Annotated in this window: 17 protein-coding genes and 4 pseudogenes; 17 read left to right on the forward strand and 4 right to left on the reverse strand. The window is 53.7% G+C overall.

Translation table 11 applies throughout. The features are described 5' to 3' along the window. Nucleotides 1-104 precede the first annotated feature (104 nt). The 3 genes from ACUIAG_RS07660 (at nucleotide 105) to ACUIAG_RS07670 (ending at nucleotide 2,312) form a co-directional block, all read left to right on the forward strand. The gene (locus tag ACUIAG_RS07660) at nucleotides 105-857 is read left to right on the forward strand and encodes a tyrosine-protein phosphatase (RefSeq protein WP_445339554.1); all 753 of its coding nucleotides are present in this window, start codon (nucleotides 105-107) and stop codon (nucleotides 855-857) included. Nucleotides 858-926: 69 nt separating this feature from the next. Further along, nucleotides 927-1,865, forward strand: coding sequence for an aldo/keto reductase (locus tag ACUIAG_RS07665; RefSeq protein ID WP_445339555.1), 939 nt, complete (start codon nucleotides 927-929; stop codon nucleotides 1,863-1,865). Between the two features lie 195 nt (nucleotides 1,866-2,060). Then, entirely contained in the window at nucleotides 2,061-2,312 is a 252-nt protein-coding gene (locus ACUIAG_RS07670) for a hypothetical protein (protein WP_313837257.1), read from the forward strand. Nucleotides 2,313-2,495: 183 nt separating this feature from the next. On the opposite strand, the gene ACUIAG_RS07675 is transcribed toward ACUIAG_RS07670, so the two are convergent. Together ACUIAG_RS07675 and ACUIAG_RS07680 are read right to left on the reverse strand one after the other, a co-directional pair. Beyond that, on the reverse strand, nucleotides 2,496-3,314 hold the full coding sequence (locus ACUIAG_RS07675; protein ID WP_445339556.1) for a nitroreductase family protein: 819 nt from the start codon (nucleotides 3,312-3,314) through the stop codon (nucleotides 2,496-2,498). Nucleotides 3,315-3,420: 106 nt separating this feature from the next. Beyond that, nucleotides 3,421-3,786 carry a DUF4235 domain-containing protein gene (locus tag ACUIAG_RS07680; RefSeq protein ID WP_313837254.1) on the reverse strand — a complete coding sequence of 122 codons (366 nt, stop codon included), beginning with the start codon at nucleotides 3,784-3,786 and terminating at the stop codon, nucleotides 3,421-3,423. A gap of 65 nt (nucleotides 3,787-3,851) precedes the next feature. Here ACUIAG_RS07680 and ACUIAG_RS07685 point away from each other — a divergent pair, with 65 nt between their 5' ends. Beyond that, nucleotides 3,852-4,562: a histidine phosphatase family protein gene (locus ACUIAG_RS07685; protein WP_306221631.1), complete on the forward strand. Its 711-nt coding sequence runs from the start codon at nucleotides 3,852-3,854 to the stop codon at nucleotides 4,560-4,562. A 450-nt stretch (nucleotides 4,563-5,012) separates the two neighbouring features. After that, nucleotides 5,013-5,536, forward strand: a pseudogene (locus tag ACUIAG_RS07690) (extracellular solute-binding protein); the annotation flags it as partial. A gap of 35 nt (nucleotides 5,537-5,571) precedes the next feature. Here the strand turns inward: ACUIAG_RS07690 and ACUIAG_RS07695 are convergent. Next, nucleotides 5,572-6,576, reverse strand: coding sequence for a LacI family DNA-binding transcriptional regulator (locus tag ACUIAG_RS07695; protein ID WP_445339557.1), 1,005 nt, complete (start codon nucleotides 6,574-6,576; stop codon nucleotides 5,572-5,574). 343 nt (nucleotides 6,577-6,919) lie between these two features. Between ACUIAG_RS07695 and ACUIAG_RS07700 the strand changes: the two are divergent. The 4 genes and pseudogenes from ACUIAG_RS07700 to ACUIAG_RS07715 all read left to right on the forward strand — a co-directional run. Beyond that, nucleotides 6,920-7,075, forward strand: a pseudogene (locus ACUIAG_RS07700) (beta-carotene 15,15'-monooxygenase); the annotation flags it as partial. Nucleotides 7,076-7,899: 824 nt separating this feature from the next. Next, nucleotides 7,900-9,036: a hypothetical protein gene (locus ACUIAG_RS07705; protein ID WP_445339558.1), complete on the forward strand. Its 1,137-nt coding sequence runs from the start codon at nucleotides 7,900-7,902 to the stop codon at nucleotides 9,034-9,036. 10 nt (nucleotides 9,037-9,046) lie between these two features. Next, nucleotides 9,047-9,391 (forward strand): hypothetical protein, encoded by a 345-nt coding sequence (locus tag ACUIAG_RS07710; RefSeq protein WP_445339559.1) that lies wholly within the window; start codon nucleotides 9,047-9,049, stop codon nucleotides 9,389-9,391. Between the two features lie 244 nt (nucleotides 9,392-9,635). Beyond that, nucleotides 9,636-9,842: pseudogene (locus ACUIAG_RS07715) on the forward strand (carbohydrate ABC transporter permease); the annotation flags it as partial. A gap of 100 nt (nucleotides 9,843-9,942) precedes the next feature. On the opposite strand, the gene ACUIAG_RS07720 reads toward ACUIAG_RS07715, so the two are convergent. Next, nucleotides 9,943-11,715, reverse strand: a complete 1,773-nt coding sequence (locus ACUIAG_RS07720; RefSeq protein WP_445339560.1) for a glycoside hydrolase family 13 protein — start codon at nucleotides 11,713-11,715, stop codon at nucleotides 9,943-9,945. Nucleotides 11,716-12,111: 396 nt separating this feature from the next. Here ACUIAG_RS07720 and dnaK point away from each other — a divergent pair, with 396 nt between their 5' ends. From dnaK to ACUIAG_RS07760, 8 genes and pseudogenes are all read left to right on the forward strand, one after another. Next, nucleotides 12,112-14,010: a molecular chaperone DnaK gene (gene dnaK / locus ACUIAG_RS07725; protein ID WP_445339561.1), complete on the forward strand. Its 1,899-nt coding sequence runs from the start codon at nucleotides 12,112-12,114 to the stop codon at nucleotides 14,008-14,010. Between the two features lies 1 nt (nucleotide 14,011). Then, nucleotides 14,012-14,737, forward strand: coding sequence for a nucleotide exchange factor GrpE (gene grpE, locus ACUIAG_RS07730; RefSeq protein WP_445339562.1), 726 nt, complete (start codon nucleotides 14,012-14,014; stop codon nucleotides 14,735-14,737). Nucleotides 14,738-14,883: 146 nt separating this feature from the next. Then, nucleotides 14,884-15,888: a DnaJ C-terminal domain-containing protein gene (locus tag ACUIAG_RS07735; protein WP_445339563.1), complete on the forward strand. Its 1,005-nt coding sequence runs from the start codon at nucleotides 14,884-14,886 to the stop codon at nucleotides 15,886-15,888. A 52-nt stretch (nucleotides 15,889-15,940) separates the two neighbouring features. Further along, the gene (locus ACUIAG_RS07740) at nucleotides 15,941-16,471 is read left to right on the forward strand and encodes a heat shock protein transcriptional repressor HspR (RefSeq protein WP_024627809.1); all 531 of its coding nucleotides are present in this window, start codon (nucleotides 15,941-15,943) and stop codon (nucleotides 16,469-16,471) included. 202 nt (nucleotides 16,472-16,673) lie between these two features. Further along, on the forward strand, nucleotides 16,674-18,314 hold the full coding sequence (locus ACUIAG_RS07745; protein ID WP_445340391.1) for a DEAD/DEAH box helicase: 1,641 nt from the start codon (nucleotides 16,674-16,676) through the stop codon (nucleotides 18,312-18,314). A 139-nt stretch (nucleotides 18,315-18,453) separates the two neighbouring features. Further along, entirely contained in the window at nucleotides 18,454-18,693 is a 240-nt protein-coding gene (locus ACUIAG_RS07750) for a helicase-related protein (protein ID WP_445340392.1), read from the forward strand. 1,694 nt (nucleotides 18,694-20,387) lie between these two features. Continuing rightward, a pseudogene (locus tag ACUIAG_RS07755) lies at nucleotides 20,388-20,579 on the forward strand (AAA family ATPase); the annotation flags it as partial. Nucleotides 20,580-20,609: 30 nt separating this feature from the next. Next, nucleotides 20,610-21,995 carry an ATP-dependent nuclease gene (locus ACUIAG_RS07760; protein WP_445340393.1) on the forward strand — a complete coding sequence of 462 codons (1,386 nt, stop codon included), beginning with the start codon at nucleotides 20,610-20,612 and terminating at the stop codon, nucleotides 21,993-21,995. Nucleotides 21,996-23,145 lie beyond the last annotated feature (1,150 nt).

The following is a 23,145-nucleotide window of genomic DNA, read 5'->3' on the forward strand; positions in this document are numbered from 1 at the left end:
TGTTGCCTTTATGCTGTTGATCGCGCGCTGGCGCATTGCGTCCCAGTGACCTTTATGAAGGTGGGGTTGGCGTGGGGACTGGGCGCAACCGAAGGAGGTCGTCAATGAACATCACCAATTTTCGGGATCTGGGTGGCATGCGGACCATCCAAGGCCGCCGGGTCCGCCAGCACAAGTTCATCCGGTCCGGGCAGCTGGTGGGTCTGGACGAAGATACGAAGAGGGAGTTGGTCGACCGCTACCAGGTGACACAGGTTGTGGATTTCCGCCGGCCCTTTGAGAGACAAGAAAGTCCGGACGACAGGATCGATGGTGTGACCTTCACCAACATCGATCTGCTGGAGCAAAGTGGCACCAGCGGCGCCAGTTTGGACGATTTCGCCTCGCTGGGTTTGGCTGATCAGGTCAACGGCCACATGTTGAATGTCTACCATGACCTGGTCATGAATCCTGCGGCCCAGCAGGGGTATGGGAAGTTCCTGCGCATCGTCGTGGGCAACACACAGGGGGCTACGCTCTTCCACTGCTTTGCCGGCAAGGACAGGACCGGGTTCGCTGCGGCCCTGGTGCTCTGGCTGCTGGAGGTGGACGACGACCAGATATTCGCGGACTATCTTAAGACCAACCAAGAGAGGGTCGCGGCCAACAATCAGCTGCTGGACCAATTCCGCGCCAAGGGCTTCGACCAGGATTCGTTGGACGCGCTAGAGATTGCGCTCTGCGTCAAGAAAGAATACCTGGCTCATGCCCAACAGACCATGATCGAGGCCTATGGGGACGTCTTTACCTATGCGCGGCAGGCCCTAGGGTTCGGGCCAGATCAGGTAGAGGCCCTACGTCGCAACCTGCTTGAGTAACCGCATAAGGCTGGAAGGCGGCTGGAGCGGGTAGACTCGAGCCTAGACGTTAATTGCGAGGAGGACATTGTGCGATACATGAACTTAGGACAGTCCGGATTCCGGGCCTCCCGTGTGGCCCTGGGGGTCATGCGGATCGATCAAAAGAGCCGCGAGGAAGCGCGGACCATTGTGGAGACGGCCATGAATGCGGGCGTTGACTTCTTCGACACTGCAGACTGCTACCATGCCGGGGCCAGCAGCCGGGCTCTGGGGCAGGCTCTGAAGGATCTGAGCGTAGACCGGGACAGCGTGGGCGTCCAGACCAAGTTCGGCATCTTCCGCAACCCGGACAGCGACCAGATCACCCGCTACGACTTCTCCAAGGATCACCTGCTGAAGGCCCTGGATGAGGAGCTGGTCAACCTGCAGACCGACCATGTCGACTTCGTGCTGCTGCATCGTCCCGACACCCTGGTCGACTTGGACGATCTGGCCGAGGCCTTCAATGAACTGCAGACCAGTGGAAAGGTTCGGCACTTCGGCGTCAGCAACGTCAACCCCATGCAGGTGGAGCTGCTGCAGAGCGCGGTAAGCCAGCGGCTGGAGGTCAACCAGCTGCAGTTCGGCCTGGGGCACACCGGCATGGTCGACCAGGAGATCCACGTCAATATGGGCGACGATCCCAGCCTGGATCATGATGGCGGTCTTCTGGCCTATTCGCGGCTGAAGTCCATGACCATTCAGGCTTGGAGCCCCTTCCAGACCGGATACTTCGACGGGGTCTTCCTGGACAATCCCCGCTATCCCGAACTCAATGCAGAGTTGGACAAACTGGCCAAGCAGCATGGGGTAGCCAAAAGCGCTATTGCTGTGGCCTGGATTCTGCGGCATCCCGCCGGCATACAGGTGCTTCTGGGATCTATGAACCCCGGGCGCATCACGCAGATGGCCGCTGGCGCGGATGTGGATCTGACAGCCCAGGAATGGTACGACCTCTACCTGAGCGCCGGTCACGACCTGCCCTGATCTGTGTTCTAGGGTCGCTCACGTCCACCCGGCTTTAACTGCTTCGGGTTATGAACGATTGCGCCCTGCCAGTCTGATCTTGCATCATCGGCTTGCGTCATCTGACAGGGCCTGTCTGGCCGGGCGTTGGGCGCTATGAGTGTATAAGTGCGCAGAAGGAAAGTCAGATCGGTTTCGAGGTAGTCGTACGCTGTCATGCATTATTTCACCCCACGACGTTGCGCTGCTACGTCCAAGATCATGTATCACGATCGGGCCAAGGCCCAGCAGGCCGCCGACCGTAGCATGGTCGAACGCAACGTTCTTCTGTGGGTCTACCGTTGCGATTACTGCGGAAGCTGGCATCTGACCAGTCATGAGCCGGGCTCCTACCAGCGCACGAGGATGGGCTCGCGAACTTTGAAACCGCATAGCCGCAAACGTGGGTATAAACCTCGTCGTCGGTAGGAGCAGTCATTGCCGAGTTGATGCTGATTGACTCTGCCGGCCCCTAACAGCAAGATCGGATTCCGCTGATCTCGCTGTTAGGGGCCGATTGGGCTTTGTCTGTTCACCTAAGGCCGGTGAACTAGGCTGGTGAACATATCAGGTGAGCCCTGCAGTTGTCTGGCCAGCAGAGATTTCGTTGCCCTAGCAGGCTGGGTCGAAGCCCTGTCGGCGGATCGAATCCAGCATGGGTTCATGGCCGGAGGCGGGATTGCGAACCTTGCCAGCCATCATGGCGCTGAACGAGCGGTGGGGGTCGTCCAGGTGCCGGATGTCGCGATAATAGCGGGTGACCGTCTGATCGAAGTCAGCCAAGGCATCCTTCATGTCTGCATCATCGTCGGCCCGCTGATAGGTGTTGGTAAAGATTTGCGCCTGACGAGGCATCCTGGGCTTGGGATCCGGATCCTGGGCCGGATGGCCGATGGCAAGACCCAGCACCGGATAGACCAGTTTGGGCAGCTTCAGCAGATCAATCAATCTGTTTGTGTCATTGATGACGCTGCCCAGAATGACTCCGCCCAGGCCCAGCGCGTTGGCGGCGGTCTCCATGGCGTGCAGGGCCAGGACCGCGTCGTTCTGTGACTGCAGGAAGACATAACCAGTGTTGAGCAGGGTGGTGTCCGGATCCAGATCATCGGCGAATCGCCGGACCAGATCGGCATTGCGGCGCTGGTCGGCCAGGAAGATGTAGAGCAACGGGGCTTCGGCAACATAGCGCTGATGGGCCATATCTGCGATGGCAAGCGCCTCATCATGGTCAGTGACCCTGATGGCCGACCATTCATGGAAGTACCGGCTGGTCGCTGCATGCTGAGCCGCCTGCTCAAGCAGGGCGATGGTCTGGTCGTCGATCGGTTCGTCGGTGAATCCACGGATGGAGCGTCGTTCAAGCAAGGTCCGTATGGTGGGGTTGTCGGCCGGATTCGCGGCCGGAGTTTTCTGTGAATTTGATAAGGTCATTTTGACATTCTGGCCGTCAACGCCTGCCAATGCAAGACCTTGTCGTCAAAATCACGCAATCAGCGTTATCAGGACCAGCCTGGTTATCAGTCAGCGTCCCTTGCTTTCAGCGCTGGTGACGACGGTCGATCAGAGCCTGGGAACCACGCTCGGACAGACCAGAGACCAGAGCGGTGACGGCGGCCGACAGAACGCCAAAGAGGAGACCTGCGGTAGCGCTCTCCTGATCCTCTTCAGGGCTGTCCACGCCTCCGTTGCGCTTGCGGACCAGTCCGCCCCAGAAGGCTTGGAAGAGCTTGCCAGCCAGCAGTGCGGCGATGCTGGGAAGCGCGAACTTGACCAGCTTGTCTGTCAGCGATTCCGGGTCCGATTCAATCGAGTTGCGCATGTCATTCACCTTGCCATCCACCTGATGAAGCATGCCGACCACTTGGTCGGCCATCCCGCCAGGTTCCCGTCCTGAGTCCGTCATGGGTCCATTATCCCACACGCCTGGGGGTCTGGGGCGTGACCGGACCGTGGGTTAAACTGCTATCCATGGACATTGCGAAGAATACGTCGGGCAATGATGCCTCGACCGAGAGCGAAGGCTACGCTGTGCTGCTGCGGCATGGTCAGACAGTTTGGAGCGAAACCGGACAATATACAGGGCGCACTGATATCCCCCTGACTGACCAAGGGCGCGAACAGGCCAAGGAGGCGGGTCAAAGGCTGGCTAAGGCCTTCCCCAATGGGTTTGACCCTGACTGCATTTTTTCCAGCCCCCTGCAACGAGCCAGGCAGACAGCCGAGCTGGCCGGTTTCCCTGATCCGGCGCCGATGGATGAGATCTTGGAGTGGGATTACGGTCCGGCCGAGGGGCACCGTCCTCAGGATGTGGTGGCCAGCCTTGGCCGGGAGTGGAAACTGTGGATCGACGGTCCGCATGCTTTGGGCATCGGTGAGCTGAGTGGCGACCGGGTGGTCGATCTGCCTTCGGGCAGTCCCGTTTCCGTACATGTGACTCAGGGCGAAAGTCTGGATCAGGTAGCTGCCCGTGCGCGTGGGATCGTCGAATGGCTCGAGCCCCTGGTGTGTTCGGGGCGGCATGTGCTCTTGGTGGCGCACGCCCACATCCTGCGCATCCTGACGACGCAGTGGCTTGACTTGGATCCCCATAAGGCCCAGCTGTTCCGGATGAATACGGCGCATTACGGTGTTCTTGGCATCTACCAGGGCAAGCGTGTGCTCAGGCAGTGGAACGTGTGATTGGGCTGAATATCAGTTTGTATTAGTCGCGACTTGCTGCCTGCGCCCCAACGTGGCTCTTTTCCCCGGTACGAACGTAAGAAATACTGCCATGCCATACTCCTGACTCCTGGCAGGCTATAGCCGTGGGAAAGGACTCAATGCTGAGTATTCGGTCTATCTGGCTTTGGCTTTGTGCCATCTTGACGACGGTGCGCTCCGCCTGGCTGGCTCGGCAGGCGGAGACATCAAAAGCATTGACCAGTTTTTGCGCGCTGAGAATGGCGTACAGAAGCGTGTATCTCAGTAACAGTAATTGCGAGGGCAATGTTTCCAAGCCTCAAAGAGATGATATTACGTTATCGATTTGAGGGAAGAGTGGCCTTGTCATAGCTCGTGGACATGTTTCGCGGATCATGATCGCATCGGAAAGGACATCCCGGACAAGTGCACTTAAGACCAGCGGTCAAATCCGTCAAAGGCATCCATTCATTTGCCAAGCTCAAGGCAGTTGCCGATGGGGATGCAGAAACACAAAGACGAACTCGGCATCAAGGGAGCTTTTACTTCAGCTGGTTTCGACTCAATCTCCATCTAGCGGTATGACACCTCCTGGCCAACATGGCGCTAGATGGAGAATTCAAAGACGATGGGATCACGCAGGAGCCGGCCAGCATCAAAGGCACCTACCTGCCTCAGTTCAAGGATATTTTTTGACCTGTTATATAGCGGATTCGACCACTCCGCGCTCGCAGCTCAGCAGCAAGACGAACGGTGATGCGAACTCCGAATTTGCCTTGGGGGATGTTGCATTCTATCAAAACGACACTTGGGCTTGGACTGATCTGCAGAATGATGGGATGGATGCTGACAAGGTCGGTAAGATACCCATCTACATGGGTCTGACCAACGGGCATAAGCAGGGATTGGCGACCGGTTCCACGCAGTACCGGTGCTTGGACAAGAACGCTTCGTCGACAACTGAGCGGGTGAGTATCAGGATAAGCATTGATTCGTAGTAAGGAAGGCTTCAGCGCTTGAGTGGAGCGGTTGACGACCTGAGGATCAATGTGGGAGCGATCAGCTCATGCAGATTCTCCGGCCTGTTCCCCTCAATAAGCTGGAGGGTCTTCTTTGCAAGTGAGACAGCCATCTCATAGGGTTCCTGCCGAACGGTGGTCAGCCCGATGTCCTCTGCGAATCTGCTGTCGTCGTATCCGATGACGGACATGTCCGAGGGAATGGCGATGCCAAACCGTTGCAGTTGGAAAATCAGCGGTATCGCCAAAAAATCCTCCTGACTGGCAATCGCGGTGGGCCTGGTCTTCATACTTGCCAGCTTTGCCAGTACAGCACTGGTGGGGTTTTCGGTGGCTGGGGCTGCCAGAACCGTTGGTTTGATGCCAACTGCCCTGCAGGCGCTCAAAAAACCCTCCAACCTGGCTTGAACGCTGAAACGAAGGGAAGCAACAGGAGTTGACCGAATATATGCAATACGTGTGTGCCCTAGTGCTAGCAGATGGTTGGCCGACAGCATGCCACCATTGAAATCATCGTTGCGCACTGAAGCCATGAAGCCGTTCTCCTCGGTGACGTTAAGGCTGAGGATCGGCACATTGATGCTGCTAAGACGAGAGACCTCGGAGGACTCGATGTCGAAGGAGGTGACGATGACAGCATCGACATTGCGCTTCACTGGCAAGGCTTCGAAGAATTCTTTTCGCGCCTGGCCGCTGGTGATCTGGCATATAGAGATGTCATACCCGTTGTGTGAAAAGACTTCGTTGAAGCCTTCCACGATGGTCGAGTTGAACCAGGTGTTCAAGTGGCCGCTGATGAGAACTGCCACACGTAAGGACTGGCCTGACTTCAGAGCGGTCGCGGATCGCGAAATCGAAAAATTTAATTGTTTTGCGATTGACAGGACCCTTGAGCGTGTACGTTCGGAAACCAGTTCCGGTCGGGTGAACGACCGGGAGACAGTGGACACGGAAACGTTCGCTTGTCTGGCCACTTCCTGGATTGTGGGCTCCATGGATACTCCTTGTTAATGCTGAGCCAAGACCAGCGCTTGCATTTGGATGCCATGGCGGTGCTCAGCTATCTGATAATAGCGCGCTTGATTGAAATACGGCCAGCTCAGTATATGTGGTCTTCAACTGCCACAAACGCCATTGGAGTGCTGAAAATGACATCGGAGTTGTTAACGTGTGGAAGCCTATTAGCCTGCAAACATGATTCTACCTGATCTGCGAGACTACATTACCGACGAATGACAGAGTCTACACCAGTTTGCAGTAGGCAATTAAGAAGATGGGCATCGCGATATGGCAAGTGTCGTTGCCGGTATCTTGCCCTTTCTTGGCTCGGAGGTCCCGTTGAGTGTTCATTCTCATGATTCAGGCTTCGTGAGAGGTCTTACCGATCTTATTGATGCAATATGGATCAATATCCTCATGGTGGTAGCATCAATACTCCCGATATCTATCGGAGCTGTTCTAACCGCCGGCCATGACGCTGCCAGGAGAAGTCTTTAGGGGCGAGGGGATGCGGCATCGAACTATATCCGACCTATTCTCGCTCAAACTCGGTATCGGAGTTTGGCAGCCATTCCCTTATCGATATTGGGGCTATTCTTCAAGTGGTAGGAATCAGTCCAAGCCTGAATACACGTACGGATGCTGCGTTAGAGCTGATTAGTCTGAGGGGGATGGGAACTTCGGCTATAACCCTTGTTCACTAACAAAAAGATACAAATCGGGAGGAAGTAAGCAAGATCCCCCCCCCCCCCCCAGCCAGTAGTATCTGAGGATATCTGTATTTGTATTATCTTTTCACAAATGTACACATACGTTATTGATAAAGTATCAATATGAATTCGATCTCTCAAGACGCGAACCACAAGATATGTGTACCAGCTGAGAAAGAGACAAAGCAGCTTGCGATCCTCTTACTTCCCAAGTGAGAATCAAGAGTTGAAATAGCGCACAATTGATTATGACACTGCAAAGACGCGGACGAAAAAAGTGGGCCAGGGACGATATCGGAGATTAGAAAGGAGCAGGAAAACTATTGTGAAGAGAACTGTTATCGTTACAGCGCGGGTGCGCGATGAATTTGCAATCCTGATACGAGATGGCAGGAAGACCTTCGAGGTGCGGAACGAATCTTTCCTGGATGCTCAAGCCATACACTATGTCAGTGCGTACGACGGGCATGATCTTGGAACGTATCGCATAGAAAGGTCGTTTCCTGTGAGTCGCGAAGATGAAACAGCTCTGCGACGCTACGCGGCCATAACAGATGAGGAATTCGATGCTCTCTTTCCCCTATCGGGCAAAACTTCGAGTCAAATACTATGGGTGGCACAACTTGGGGAATCCACAACCCTTACGGCCTTGGTTGGAGGAAAGTAATGACCATAAGGGATGATCCTATTCAGAAGAAGCGCTTTGGAGAACTGAAGCTTGACGATCCGTTCTTCGACAGCTTGAAAAATTCCTATGCGGGTTTCGACAACTGGGTTCAGAAGAAAGCGTCGGCTGGTGAGGAAGCATACGTCGTTGTTGATCAGCGCACGGGTCGTCTGTCGGCGATGCTTTATTTAAAAGACGAAGAGGGAATCGATGAATCGACTATTCCTGCTTTGACAATTCCTCGCCTTAAAGTTGGTACTTTCAAAGTGGGCTTTAACCACCACACCAGTGTTGGTAAGCGGCTTCTTGCCGTGGCCTTACGAAGGTTTGCCGAAAGCAACTATGAGTATATCTATGTCACAATGTTCGACAATGCCAACACTCAACCGCTCCGCGGATTAATGGAAGAATACGGTTTTGTGGAACGTGCAATCAAAAGAGAAAGCGGAGAAAAGGTTCTTTTCAAATGTCGTCCTCAAAAAACTGCAATGCGCGGACCGTCAGCAAATTTCCCCTTCATAGATCCGGATGCCGGCAACGACTATTTGCTATCTATTTTTCCGGAGTATCACGATAGGCTGTATGGTGATACCCAGCTACGTACACAGTATGGCGAGCCCATCAAGGACAATCGAGTCGTCAATACAATCGAAAAGGTATATTTATCTGGAGCTCGAAACGGCAATCAACTTTCACCAGGAGACCACATCATATCATATAGGACAGCTCCGCCTGGAATGCGTGCCTATTATGCGAGCGTCGTCAGTTCTGTTGGAACTATCACAGAAATTCACAATATCTCAGAATTTCCCAACGTTGAAGAGTTCCTTTCCGATATAAGTGGACGGAGCGTTTTCACAGAGGAAGAACTAAGACGCTTCTATTTAGAAAAGAAGTATCCATGGATCATCAATTTCCTCTATAACTTTAGATTCGATCGTTATCCCAACAGACAAAAACTACTGGACGAAGGGGTCATAAGCGAGGACGCTCGAATTGTATGTACACCGTTATCAAAAATGTCGTTCAAGCAGATTCTCAAGCTAGGGGCAATCAATGAAAGCTATGTTCTCGATTAAGCCTCGATATGTGGAACAGATTCTACTGGGAAACAAAACTTACGAATTCCGTAGAAGAATTTTCAAAAGAACCGATGTGGATACGCTCGTTATATACTCGACACTTCCACAGGGAGCAGTTGTAGCCGAGGCACATATCGACGGCATTCTCAAGTCGTCTCCAAATAAAATATGGAGGCAAACACATAAATACGGAGGTATGAGTAAATCCGAATTCATGAAATATTTTGAGGGATCATCATTGGCTTTTGCAATTCGGCTCGGTAATGTAAGGCGTTTTAAAACCCCGCTTCCGTTGAAGGACTACTCAGAAAAGATTGCCCGTCCTCCGCAGTTTTTCACTTATATTGATTAGATCCATGAGGCGATAATTGTAAAAGAGAAAAGAAACCGCCAGAAACCACCAATCTAAATTCCTTCAATTTCAAGGAATTTCTGTGTTCTGGGATTAACCATATTTTCCGGATTCGAGGAATATGAGAAGTGCTCTAACTGAAAAACACAACCGAAAAATATTAAGCGTCCGAAAGTGTCGTTACTTTAGAATCATAGCTATGGCCAGTAGTCTGACAGCGGTTGACTAAACTACCTTTACTCTTTTTCTGCTGCCCTATCTGACCCTGGACATGCGCCGGTTCAAGACCATGAGCATCGCCATCCAGTACCTGAAGGGCGGGTACGGCTCGGTGGACATGGGCGCCATGATGGGCTGCCTGGTCCTGGCCATCATCCCCATCATCGTCTTCTACCTGATCTGCCAGAAATACATCATCAAAGGCGTCCTCGCCGGCGCCGTCAAAGGATAAACCAAAATCTGGTACATACCAGATTTTAAAAGTGCCTCGCAGCAATATGTGGATTACTGCGAGGCCCTTTTGTTGACTTGTGCTCAGCGTTCTTTGTCCGTTATTCCTGCACTGTGCGAACTACCCAAGCGGTTGTGTCTTGGGGAAGCGAGCCGTCCTCGGCTAGGTCGCCCGATGTGAGCACAATTCGTCCTTGCGGAAGTGGAGTCGGCGCCTGTGAAAAATTGGTCAGACAGGTCAGTTCCGCAGGCTTGAAATCGACAAGCGCTTTGCGTGTATAGGAAATCCTGCCGTCAGTGGCAGATAGAGCCGTGACTTTCGCATTGCCTGTAGGGGTCAGCAGTGTGGATCGTAGATTCAGGGCTTTCCGATAGAGGGAGAGCATTGAGGTCTCGTCGCTTTCCTCCTTATCCACGGCAAAGTCTTTGAACCAGAGCGGCTGCGGAAGATGTGGATCGCTGGCCGGCTTTCCGTCTTTGGCATGAGAGGGGGAGAACCCGAAGGAGGCCCCTTCTCCAAAGGTTGGATTCCACTTTGCGGGGGCAGGGGTGTCTCCCGCAACCCAAGGCAGAGGAACCCGGCACCCATCACGGCCTTTTTCAGTGTATTTGCCGCGGGTTCGGTGCGCAGTCGGATCCTCCAGACGGTCCCAGGGAATATCAGGGACTTCGAACAAGCCAAGTTCCTCACCCTGATAGATGTACACGGAGCCGGGCAAGGCGGCTTCCATGGCGAACCCTGCGCGTGCCCTGCGCGTGCCCTTGGCACGGTCTTCGAAGTAGGTTTGTCCATCTCGAAGAAGCCAGTCCTTGTCAAGCTGATGATAAGTGGAGCTGTCCACCTGGGGCAGTGCGTATCTGGTGGCCTGTCTGACTACATCGTGGTTGCTCATCACCCATGTTGTGGTCGACCCTGAATCCTCGGCAGATTGCAGGCCTTCGGCGATTGCGGTGTACAAGGCTTTGCAGTCCCAATTGGCCTTGGCGAACTCGAAGTTGAAAACCTGCCCTAGTTCGTTCTCGGATGCGTACAGATGCTGGTGCTCAGGCACGACCCAGGCTTCTCCGACTGCAAAACGGTGAGGTTCAAATTCGTTGAAGACCTTGCGCCATTCCTTATAGATGTCATGCACTTCGGGTCTGTCCCATAGCGGATGCTCATAGTTGTGATAATTGGACTGTTCCTGAACGGGCCACCTATCCAACTCGGACAGGGGGCGGCTGTCTAGATCCTTGGCCAGACCGTGAGCCACGTCGATGCGGAAGCCGTCCGTGCCATGATTGGACCAGAAGCGGAATATATCCTTAAAGGCTTCGTGAACATCCTTGTTCTTCCAGTTCAAATCAGGCTGCTCTTTGGCAAATATGTGCAAATACCATTCGCCATCGTCGACCTGCTCCCAGGCAGGTCCGCCGAACAAGGACATCCAGCCGTTTGGCGGCAGTTCTCCATTCGCGCCCCTGCCCCGGCGGAAGATATACCTGTCCCGTTCGGGAGAGCCTGGAGCTGCCCGCAGGGCATTCTGGAACCATTCGTGCTTGTTCGACGTGTGGTTGGGCACAATATCAACGATGACCTTGAGTCCCATGGCATGAGCTTTGTTGGCCATTTCGTCGAAATCAGCCATGCTGCCCAGGCGTGGGTCGACGTTGCGGTAATCCATGACGTCATACCCGCCGTCGGCCAATTCCGATGGGTAGAAGGGTGACAGCCAGATGGCATCTACGCCCAGGTCTCGCAGATATTCCATTTTTTCGGTCACGCCTCGGATGTCGCCAATGCCGTCGCCATTGACATCCTTGAAGCTGCGCGGATATATCTGATATACAACTGCCTGCTTCCACCAATCATCGTTCATGTTGTTGTTGGTCATGCACATCTCCTCCTCGAAACAGGCCGTCTTATTGATCAGCTTTTATATGACAACGATAGCAAAACCATTGGTCATCGGTTTCGCGTTTTAGAAGGGCATTGAATAGAGCTTACTTCAGAATCAAGTTGATTCAGGGCAGGCTTTGAAAATACGTAAGTGCATACGTTCTCATTACCATCAAATTTATCTAGCTCGGCAATTTAGACGCAGTGGGAATAATATTTGCCAGAAGAAGTTGAGTGATGTAGGCTCAAGTTTCGGAGTGGTCATGATGGCTGCTTGCCCGGGCCGACGGGAGCCGGCCATCGGGACCACGAACGAAGCGCGAGCGGAGAACGTGAACGATGAGGTGCAGGGCCAGACCCTGCGCCCCAATTTCATCAGGAGGTAATGAGTATGGCACGTGCAGTTGGCATCGATCTGGGAACCACCAATTCCTGCATTGCAACCCTGGAGGGCGGCGAGCCCACCGTAATCGTCAACGCTGAGGGCGCGCGGACCACGCCATCGGTGGTGGCGTTCAGCAAGTCCGGCGAGATTCTGGTCGGCGAAGTGGCCAAGCGCCAGGCGGTCACCAACGTGGACCGGACCATCAGCTCGGTCAAGCGCCACATGGGTACCGACTGGACCGTCGAAATCGACGGCAAGAAGTGGACCCCCCAGGAGATTTCGGCCCAGATCCTGATGAAGCTCAAGAGGGATGCCGAATCCTACCTGGGCGAACCCGTCACCGACGCGGTCATCACCTGCCCTGCATACTTCAACGACGCTCAGCGCCAGGCCACCAAGGATGCCGGCAAGATCGCCGGTCTGAACGTCCTGCGCATCATCAACGAGCCCACCGCCGCGGCCCTGGCCTACGGCCTGGAGAAGGGCAAGGAGGATGAGCGCATCCTGGTCTTCGATCTGGGCGGCGGCACCTTCGACGTCTCCCTGCTGGAGATCGGCAAGGACGACGACGGCTTCTCCACCATTCAGGTTCAGGCCACCAACGGCGACAACAAGCTGGGCGGCGATGACTGGGATCAGAAGATCATCGACTGGCTGGTCAGCGAGGTCAAGAACAAGTACAACGTGGATCTGTCCAAGGACAAGATCGCCCTGCAGCGGCTCAAGGAGGCTGCTGAGCAGGCCAAGAAGGAGCTGAGCTCCTCCTCCTCCACCAGCATCTCCATGCAGTACCTGGCCATGACCCCCGACGGGACTCCAGTCCACCTGGACGAGACCCTGACCCGGGCGCACTTCGAAGAGATGACCTCTGACCTGCTGGGCCGCTGCCGCACGCCTTTCAACAACGTGCTGCACGATGCCGGCATTTCGGTTCAGGACATCGATCACGTGGTGCTGGTCGGCGGCTCCACCCGTATGCCCGCCGTCAAGGACCTGGTCAAGGAACTGACCGGCGGCAAGGAAGCCAACCAGACCGTCAACCCTGATGAGGTTGTGGCCGTCGGCGCTGCCGTGCAGTCCGGCGTCATCAAGGGCGACCGCAAGGACGTCCTGCTGATCGACGTGACCCCGCTCTCCCTGGGCATCGAGACCAAGGGCGGCATCATGACCAAGCTGATCGACCGCAACACCGCTATCCCCACCAAGCGGTCCGAGGTCTTCTCGACCGCCGAGGACAACCAGCCCTCCGTGCTGATCCAGGTCTACCAGGGTGAGCGCGAGTTCGCCCGTGACAACAAGCCTCTGGGCACCTTCGAGCTGACGGGCATCGCTCCGGCTCCGCGCGGCGTTCCTCAGATCGAGGTCACCTTCGACATCGACGCCAACGGCATTGTGCACGTCTCCGCCAAGGACAAGGGCACCGGTAAGGAGCAGTCCATGACCATCACCGGTGGTTCCGCCCTGCCCAAGGACGAGATTGACCGCATGGTCAAGGAGGCCGAGGCTCACGAGGCCGAGGACAAGCAGCGTCGTGAGGACGCCGACACCCGCAATGCCGCCGAGTCCGCCGCCTACCAGACCGAGAAGCTGGTCAACGACAACAAAGACAAGATCTCCGACGAGGTGGCCAAGGAGGTCACCGACAAGGTCAACGCTCTGAAAGAGGCTCTGAAGGGCGAGGACATGGACAAGATCAAGAACGCCCAGAGCGAGCTGATGACCTCTGCCCAGAAGATCGGCCAGGCCCTCTACGCCCAGCAGGGCTCCGCTGACGCTGCAGGCGCTCAGGGCGCTGCAGGTGCCGCCGGTGCTGCCTCGGGTGCAGGCTCCTCCGCGTCCGCCGATGACGACGTGGTGGATGCCGAGGTCGTGGACGACGACGACAAGAAGAAGGACGGCGAGTGACATGTCGGCCTTCGACAAGGATGATGCCGGGCCGCTGAAGGGTGACCCGGCCGCCGCCGGCGAACCGGATGGGAACGAGGCCAAGGCCTCTGACGCCGCTTCGACACCTGATCAGGAAGCGGCGCGCGGCCGTCATGCCGGCGAGAGCGCTGCAGACGAGAGCCAGGCGGCTAGCCAGTCCTCGTCGGATTCCTCCGTCAAGGACGCGTCGTCAGCGGATGCTCAGGCTGATGACAAGACTGATGCTGACTCGGCCAAGGAGGAGAGCGCCGACAAGGAATCAGATGGGCTGACTCCTCTGGGTCAGGCCAAGAAGGAGGCCGCCGATTACCTGGAGGCTCTCCAGCGCGAGCGGGCCGAGTTCGTCAACTTCCGCAACCGCGCCAAGAAGGAGCAGGACATCTTCCGCCAGCACGGCATCGTGGATGTGCTGACAGCCCTTCTTCCGGCCCTTGATGACATTGACCGGATCAAGGAGCACGGGCAGATGGACGACTCCTTCCAGGCCGTAGCCAAGAAGATCGACAAGACCTTCGAGAAATTCGGCGTCGAGAAGTTCGGTGAGAAAGGCGAGGACTTCGACCCCACCAAGCATGAGGCCATCCTGCACAAGCCGGACCCCGATGCCAAGAAAGAGACCGTTGACACGGTCGTTGAGGCAGGCTATCGGATCGGCGACCGGGTGATCCGGGCTGCCAGGGTAGTGGTGACTTCGCCCGGGCAGTAGCAGGGACGGTGATTGCGGAGCTTCCGCAGGCTGAATCGACGCCTTCGCATGCGGCGGCTGGTGGGTTATGGCCCTGCCCGCCGCCGCACGCGAAAGGGCGGATTCCAATTCGATATATTCGTAGCTTATGAGGAAAGGAGACATGGATGGCTGAGAATGAATGGCTGAGCAAGGACTATTACAAGGTCCTTGGTGTCTCCAAGGACGCCAGCGAAGCGGAGATCACCAAGGCCTACCGCAAGCTTGCCCGCAAATACCATCCCGATCTCAATAAGACCAAGGAGGCTGAGGAGAAGTTCAAGGACATCTCCGAGGCCTACGACGTGCTCAGCAACAAGGAGCAACGTCAGAAGTACGACGCCATCCGCCAGTTCGGCATGGGGGGAGCCCGGTTCGCCGGGGGTTCCGGCCAGGGCGGCTTCAACACCGATGCCTTCTCGGACATCTTCGGCTCCATGTTCGGTGGGGCTGGAGCGCCTGGAGGCACCCGTATCCGTTTCGGCGATGGTTCGGGACAGCCGGACTTCGCTGACATCTTCTCCTCCTTCGGCGGGGGTGCCGGCGGTGGCGGCCGGACCGCCTACCAGGAGAGCAGGCCCAGGCCAGTCAAGGGCGAGGATCGCAATTCGCGCATCGGCCTGTCCTTCCGTCAGGCGGTCAAGGGGGCTACGGTCTCCCTAAGCGTGGGCGGCAAGCGCTTCAAGACGCATATCCCTGCTGGGGTTCGCAATGGCCAGCGGATCAGGTTGGCTGGCAAGGGTCGGCCCGGCAGGGACGGGGGCGCCAATGGCGACCTCTACCTGCAGATCAGTGTCCAGCCCAGCCAGCGGTTCACCATGAAGGACAGGGATCTGGTCATGACCCTGCCGGTGACGGTATCCGAGGCTGCCCTGGGGGCCAAGGTCCAGGCCCGGGACATCGACGACCAGATCGTCACCTTCAAGATCCCGGCCGGCTCCTCCAGCGGCGACGAGATCCGCATCGCCGGCAAGGGGGTACAAGACCGGCGCGGCAAGGGCGACCTGGTGGGGCGGCTTGAGATCCGCATGCCTTGTCGGTTGGGCATGGCCCAGAAGAAGGCCATGCGAGACTTCGCCAAGTCCAGTGGCGACTTCGACGAGCGGATCGCCGGGGAGCGCATGAAGATATGACGATCCCGATGCAGGATCAGGTTGGAACGAACAGCGGAGAGGAGTGATGATCATGGTCAGGGTGGATCCCGAGACCAGGCGGATCTATCTGGCCTGCGCTCGCGGTCTGGTGGCCGGGCGCATCAGTCTGGATGCTGCCGATGATGCCGGCTTGGACATCGAGCTGCCGGTCTTCAGCGTCGGCCAGGTCGGGCAGTTGGCCAACATCCATCCGCAGACCCTGCGCCAATACGACCGGCTGGGTCTGATCGTGCCGGAACGGACCGAGGGGGGTGCACGCCGATACTCCCTGCGGGATCTGGACCGGCTGGGTCAGGCTCAGCATCTGAGCCAGGACGAGTCCATCAACCTGGCCGGGGTGACCAGGATCCTGGCCCTAGCCGAGGAGAATCGTCAGCTGAGGCGCCAGCTGCGCCGCTCCCACCAGTCACAGGGATCCAGCATGTTCGCCGCCGCTGCCGACGGCCGGGTCGTCGAAGTCAGGCGGTCCAGCAGGGCCCGGCTCTGGCGGCAGGACACGACGCATGACGAGGCCGATCCGACTGAGTCCAAATCGCTGATCGTCTGGAGCGTACGCTCCTGAAGCAGGTGAGGGGCCTGTGCTATGGTGTACAGGTTGGCCGCTAGCCCAAGAGCTGCGGCTGATCGTCGCCTGAATGCTTTGAGTACGGGGAAACCGCTTGCGCGAAATTCGTCATTCTCTGCTTTGCACGCGGCCTGCGAACTGTCGACCGACAGTACCGTTTTCTTCCCTGTTGTGAAAGGTCATTGTGACTGCTTCATCCATGCCCGATTCCAATTCGTCCAATTCCGACAATTCCGTTGTAGAACCTATGGCTTTTGACCAGCTGGGGGTGCCTGAACCCTTGGTCCGCGTCCTGCGCAAGGACGGCAAGACCAGCGCTTTCCCCATCCAACGGGATACCCTGCCTGATGCCCTGGCCGGCCGTGACATCCTGGGCCGGGGGCGGACTGGTTCCGGCAAGACCCTGGCTTTCAGCATCCCCCTGGTGGCTCGACTGGCTGCCGATGAGGAAGGACGGGTTCGCCACGGCCGGGGGGGTGCCGCCGGATCAGGCAGCCTGCCCCGCCCGCGCGGTCTTGTTCTGGCTCCCACCCGCGAGCTGGCCAATCAGATCGACGAGGTTCTCAACCCCCTGGCCCAGGCCTACGGCATGCGAACTTGCACCGTCTACGGCGGCGTTGGCCAGGGCCGTCAGGTCGATGCCCTTCGGCGCGGGGCCAAGATTGTGGTGGCCTGCCCTGGTCGCTTGGAGGATCTGCTCCGTCAGCACAAGCTGAGCCTGGAGGACGTGGAGATCGCTGTGCTGGACGAGGCCGACGAGATGGCTGACATGGGCTTCCTGCCTGCCGTGGAGCGGATCCTGGCACAGGTTCGCCCCGGCGGTCAGCGCATGCTTTTCTCGGCCACCCTTGACCACGGTGTGGATGCCGTGGTCAAGCGTTTCCTCAAGGACCCCAAGATTCACGAGGTGGATTCGGCAACCCAGCATGTGGATCTGATGACCCACCACATCTTCCGCACCACCCAGGCCGCCAAGCATGATCTCGTGCGCAAGCTGGCTTCAGGCACCGGACGTCGTATTCTCTTCACCCGGACCAAGTTCCAGGCCAAGAAGCTGGCCAAGAACCTGATTGACAACGGCATACCGGCCGCACAGCTGCATGGCAACCTCTCTCAGAACCAGCGCGATCGCAACCTAGGGGCTTTCTCACGGGGCGAGGTGAAGGTCCTGGTGGCTACCGACGTGGCTGCCCGCGGCGTGGACATCAGTGACGTAGACCTTGTGGTTCAGGTGGATCCGCCGGCCGATTCCAAGTCCTTCCTGCATCGGTCAGGGCGTACGGCCCGGGCCGGCCGTTCCGGCGACGTGGTCACCTTGGTCCTGCCCGACCAGTGGCGCGACACCAGGCGGATGCTGCACATGGCCCATATCGATGCCAAGCCGGTTCAGGTGACCGCCGATTCGCCTGAGGTTACCGAACTCGTGGGGCCGTTGGCCAAACCAGTACATGGTTGGTCCTTGCAGGTCGAGCAGCCGCAGGCCTCCAATGGCCGGTCTGCGCGTAGTGGACGTGGTGGCCGGAGCGGACATCGGGGCCGTTCTCGCTCGGACAGGCGCTTTGATCGTGGTGGCCGGAGCCGGGATCGGGATCGTCGACCTTCCCGTTCCAGGCGGTCCTCAGAGGACCGACCGGCATTCGATCGCGAGGATGGCCCCTTGGACGGCCGGACCAGAGGACATCGTCATACTGGCGGCAGCGAGCGGGCCGACCGTCATAGCCACGGTCATGGCAACGGTCGCTCTGGCTCTCGTTTTGATGCCGACCGTCATGGATTCCGTCGTGGTCATCGCCGTCATCGTCGTGACGATAACCCTTTCCGCTCTGCATCTAGGCGCTGATTCACCGATGGGCGCGTTTGCATAATGCGTCCATCGCGGTTATTGATGCTGATAGGCTCTGCGTATTTGCTGTCGGAAAGACAATTACATCTCGGTAGTTCCATAGCGTGGCAACCCATCACAGTAATAAAAAGTTATAATATCATGGTACTTTTCAAATTGCCGGTTTAAGGTCTTGATCGCTACAGACAAGCTACAAGAGGGTATAGATGTCGACGGGGCGAACCCGGACGTTCAGACCGATCTGACAGATAATAACAGGGTTTCTCTTCGTTCCTGTGGGCGCACAGACAGGCCTGGTGTTCTGGGTGATACAGTGTCAGTGATCTCAATCAGCGGGTGGAAGCCAAACGAATGCCGAGGATGGTTCACGTCATAAGGTCAAGTCCATAAGCAGTTGCCACTGAAGCGCGAGTAGTGTGAGCTCGGCAAACCCTCACGTACCTTTGGCTATGTGTAGGTCTTTGCGGACGGCAATTGTTTGCGCAGAAAGGCTAGAACATCATCCGGCACACGCCGATTGAGGACAATTAAGAGATCGTCCTTTTTTAGACATGCCGGCAATTAGCTGTGGAACGTTGCTCGCCTTCTCGTATATGTCCGATGCTGACCAACAATACACATGTCTGAAGCCAGGATTCTATATTGCATTCCTAATTACTCTATTGAAATACAGAGGGTTGGAGCTGCCTTCCTGACTATGCAGAGGAGCATTTGTGATGTTGCCGGCATCCTTGCTCATGAGTCCGATTTCGCTGAGCTGATCAAGCTGATTTTTGTGTTCAGCAGAAAGACGCCTTTCGTGTTTGACCCTCTGCTTAGCCAAACTAGAGCTCTTGTTAGAGAGATAACCGAGCAGATTTGTTGTTTTCGAGACGTTTTCGTTCGTTTCCACTCACGCTATGTTCAGAGTGCAGCAAACTCTGAAAAGGCTGACTATGACCGCTCCGGCTTCTTGGTTGACATCATGCTGCTTCTTCGCCATTTTACACCAGTTGGTCGAAGGTCGCGACAGTTTGCCACGGCGTCAGTTCCAAAGTCAAGACCGACGTTTCAATCGGTTCTAATGGTAGGGATAGGATTCATCTTACTGGCAATAAAGAGCAGTAACGAGATTGAGTAAACATGTCCGTTCTTGTTCGCTACATCTATATTCACTTGAAAAGTCAGAATTGGTTCATAATGGCACGGTCATGGTGAGCAAAGTTTACGTAATCAAAAAGCTTCAAGCTATTGCTTGAATAGCTGCCCATTGTGACTATTCTAAGGTACAAGTTGTTTTAGTTAGCGGGTTATGTGTTCCGGTGCGTCCGTATTCAGATACGAGTCAAATCCAAAGTTTGGCACTTGAGTATGCAGAAATAAATTCTATAGCGATTTGTGCTAGGTGTGTTAACATCCTTAGTCAGAGTGGAATGGTCGATAATAAGCTAGCTATTTGTGGTATATATATATTGGTTTTCTTTAGGATAGAGCAATTTATTAAACTTATAAAAGTTGGCTTCAAAGTCTGTCCACGCGCTTAATTGTGATCAAATGAATAAATGGTTAAAGCCCTGTCTTAGGTGTTTCATCAACGTCTAATTGCATCAGCTCTCAATGTGCCATGCGAGCCGCTTTTAGTATCTTTCGAGAAACTCGGCATGCTTAGTACATAGGTATAAGATCCCAGTTTGAGGGTGAATTGGTATTCTTGACGGTTTGTACATAAATAGCTGTGTGGGGTAAAGCAGTAATTTTATCAAGGGTAATGACATGTAAAAAAGAAGTCGAACAGTGCCCTAACGACGCTTTGGTGTTGATTTCAGCAGAGAAGTGCTCGGTTCTGGACAAGACTTTCAGGGGCTTCATCAAGATTAATCTATTGCCCCAACATCGCAGTCAGCTAGAGCTGTTATTCATAATCTGAATTTAGATCAATAACTACAAAAACAATCACTATCCGGATAGAAGATTTATTACCTGTTTCTAAGTTGATTCAAAATTCGTTTTGCATTAAAAACGTAGCGAAAGTATAATGCTGCTGGCTTGCATTATTGCCATGTTCATTTTTGTCAATGAAGGGACGTAATTGTGTATATATCTCGGCTCCGTTTGACCAATTTCCTTTGCCATCAAAATTTAAAGCTAAAACTATCTAAAGGGATCAATTTTTTTGTAGGGAATAACAATTCTGGTAAAACCAGCATATTGCGTGCTGTATCCTTTTTGCGGTCAGGGTTGGGAAGAGGACAGAATGCGTCTGACATTATCTTTCGAAGCGACGAATCAAGTTCTGATGCGGAATGCTGTGTAATGGCTATTATCACTTTTTCCCCTGGTGAAGTGACAGTGAATGATGACGAGAATCAGGGTTTAAAAAATAAAACGATTTTGAATGATCCTGCTTTTATTAAACTTGTGGATTATTTATTTAAGAAAAAGTTGCCGGATGGGGAAGAGCCAATCTATGAACTGAAAATTAAAAGGCTTGCATCTGATCCTAAAAAAATATTCATATGTAAACCAGGATCAGAAGACGAACAGGCAGAATCAGAAGACGAACAGACTTGGGAAAATCCGACCGGTATACCAGCACTCGTCCAACGATTACTCGACCCGGTTTTCGTTTGGGCGGAAGATACTCCAGAAACTGTAGCTGACTTCTCTCCTAATAAGGCACTAGGCAAATTAATCGGCCAGCAATTAGAAAGTCTCAAAAAGGGTAATTTGTGGAAGGAATTTAAAGTTGCCCATAAGAATCTTTTTATTGAGAATGCTGATGGACATCCTGCTGAAAAGAATTTTGCCGATTTGGTTGAAGCCACTTTGTCCGCTTTGAAAAACAAACTCGATGAGCAATATGGTGGAAATAATAGTGTTCGTTTCCAATTTGACCCACCGTCGGTTGAGAGTTTTACCAAACAAGGAACGGTAATCCTAAGAGAAGAAAACGGCATTGAAACAGGTCTAGAGGAAAAAGGTACAGGTATGCAGCGGGCATTTGCGCTTGCTGTGATTGAGTTACTGGCAGATCAGACAAATGGCATGAAAAAAAATGAATTATTTTGCCTAGATGAGCCTACTACATACCTTCATCCAAGAGCACAGATTAAACTAGCCGAGGCTCTAGAGCACTTGAGCATTGAAGGGAACCAGCTGCTGATAACAACACACTCTCCGTACATGATTAGGAACATCGAACAAAATCAGGATGCGCTTTTCATGCTAAGAGCTCATGACGGAGTTACCACAGTGAATCTGCCTGGGAAAAGAGCCGATAGACCCAGATCTTTATCTGAGATCACCTATTTCGCTTTTGACATACCAACAGTTGAATACCACATTGAGCTTTTTGGGGATATTTATGAAATTCTCAATCAAAGAAAGGCTGCCTGTAGAAGCAAGCTTGCTTTAGAACCTAAGGATATGACTATTCAGGCTTGTGGCCAGAAAATGAAGGAAATAGCTGATCAGCAATCGATTCATACCGAATATATAGTTCGATATGATGATAGAATAGGACAACAGCGTGAGGTGAAAGAATTCCTACCTTTAGGCATACGTAATATGATTGATCATCCTCACAGAGACGATGATCCTCATAAAGACAATAAGTTTACGGATGCTCAGTTAAAAAACTCAATTGAGATAATGATAGAGATATTGAAGTATCTTCAGCAAAAGCCCGCTAAAGTCTGATTCTATAGATGAGAATTACCTGAGCCGCAAAAGAAACATATCGATGTTCTAAGGATAGTGAGTACAACGTTTTATTTTCGATTCAGACCGGTTCTGGTGGGTATAGATGTATAGTGAGACCCATCGGTATGTTAACTAGATAAGATAGCAGAATGAAAGGCTGTTGAAAATTATATTTTGAAATATAGTGGATGCTGGTGGATTTTGAATTTCGCCAGCATCAGCTTAACGTTGTTACGGTTGCCTACCTTGTTCTAGAAGCTAACGGCCGAGATGTAGGATCGAATGTTGTGGTTTCTTTGACCTAAGATCTATTAATCTACTGTAGATCCTGTAAGCGATTGTGACTTTCATGTTGCATGCGTAATTTTATACACTTTAGACAAACAGAACGCAGAGTGTGATCAATAATCCAATTAATTAACTGAAGAGCAGTGATAATCCGGCTACGGTCACAGGTAAATACGTTGTTGCTATAATAAGTTGGTGTACAATCTTAAAGATATTCTGTATTATTGAGTATGGGAGTTTTAGGCGTCAGTGCGTGTTGCTCATCAGCTGCATGTAGTTGGACCCTTTGTAGTTTAATATAGCCTGGTATAATGTATTTATATTGGAAAAAGTGCTTGTCTAACAGCCGGAGGTATTGAGAAAGTAGGGGTCAAATTCGACAAGAAGGTGTTGTTAGCTTTCGAGGACGGTATTTTTTCCACCCCAATGGTGTGTCGCGATGAAGAAAACTATTGCTTCGATTAAGAAAATATATTATTCGGTGTCTGCACGTAGAGTGATGCAGATCAGACCCTTGTTGCTGAGTGATAAATAAAGGTTGGCGCTCGGCATCAGTTGGATAGGCATTGCGAACTCGGGTAAGGAAACACGCCAAGCCATACTATTAGAGTCAACAAGTTATCACGCTTGAAAACTATTATATTTAGCTTCTTGAGAAGAGCTGCGATATTATGAATGTTTTGTAATTAAAAAGAGTCAAGTCTTAACAGTAGATAAAGAGCAAGTTCGTAGGAGTTGAACTGTACAGACTTATGATTCAAATGAACATCGTGAGGAGAACTACTACAGCTCACTTTTGTTCTCAAGAGAATCCAGATCATGGCTTTTATGATGGCAAGCTAAAAAACGTGGACTTGAC

The organism is Bifidobacterium sp. ESL0825 (genome assembly GCF_052606465.1).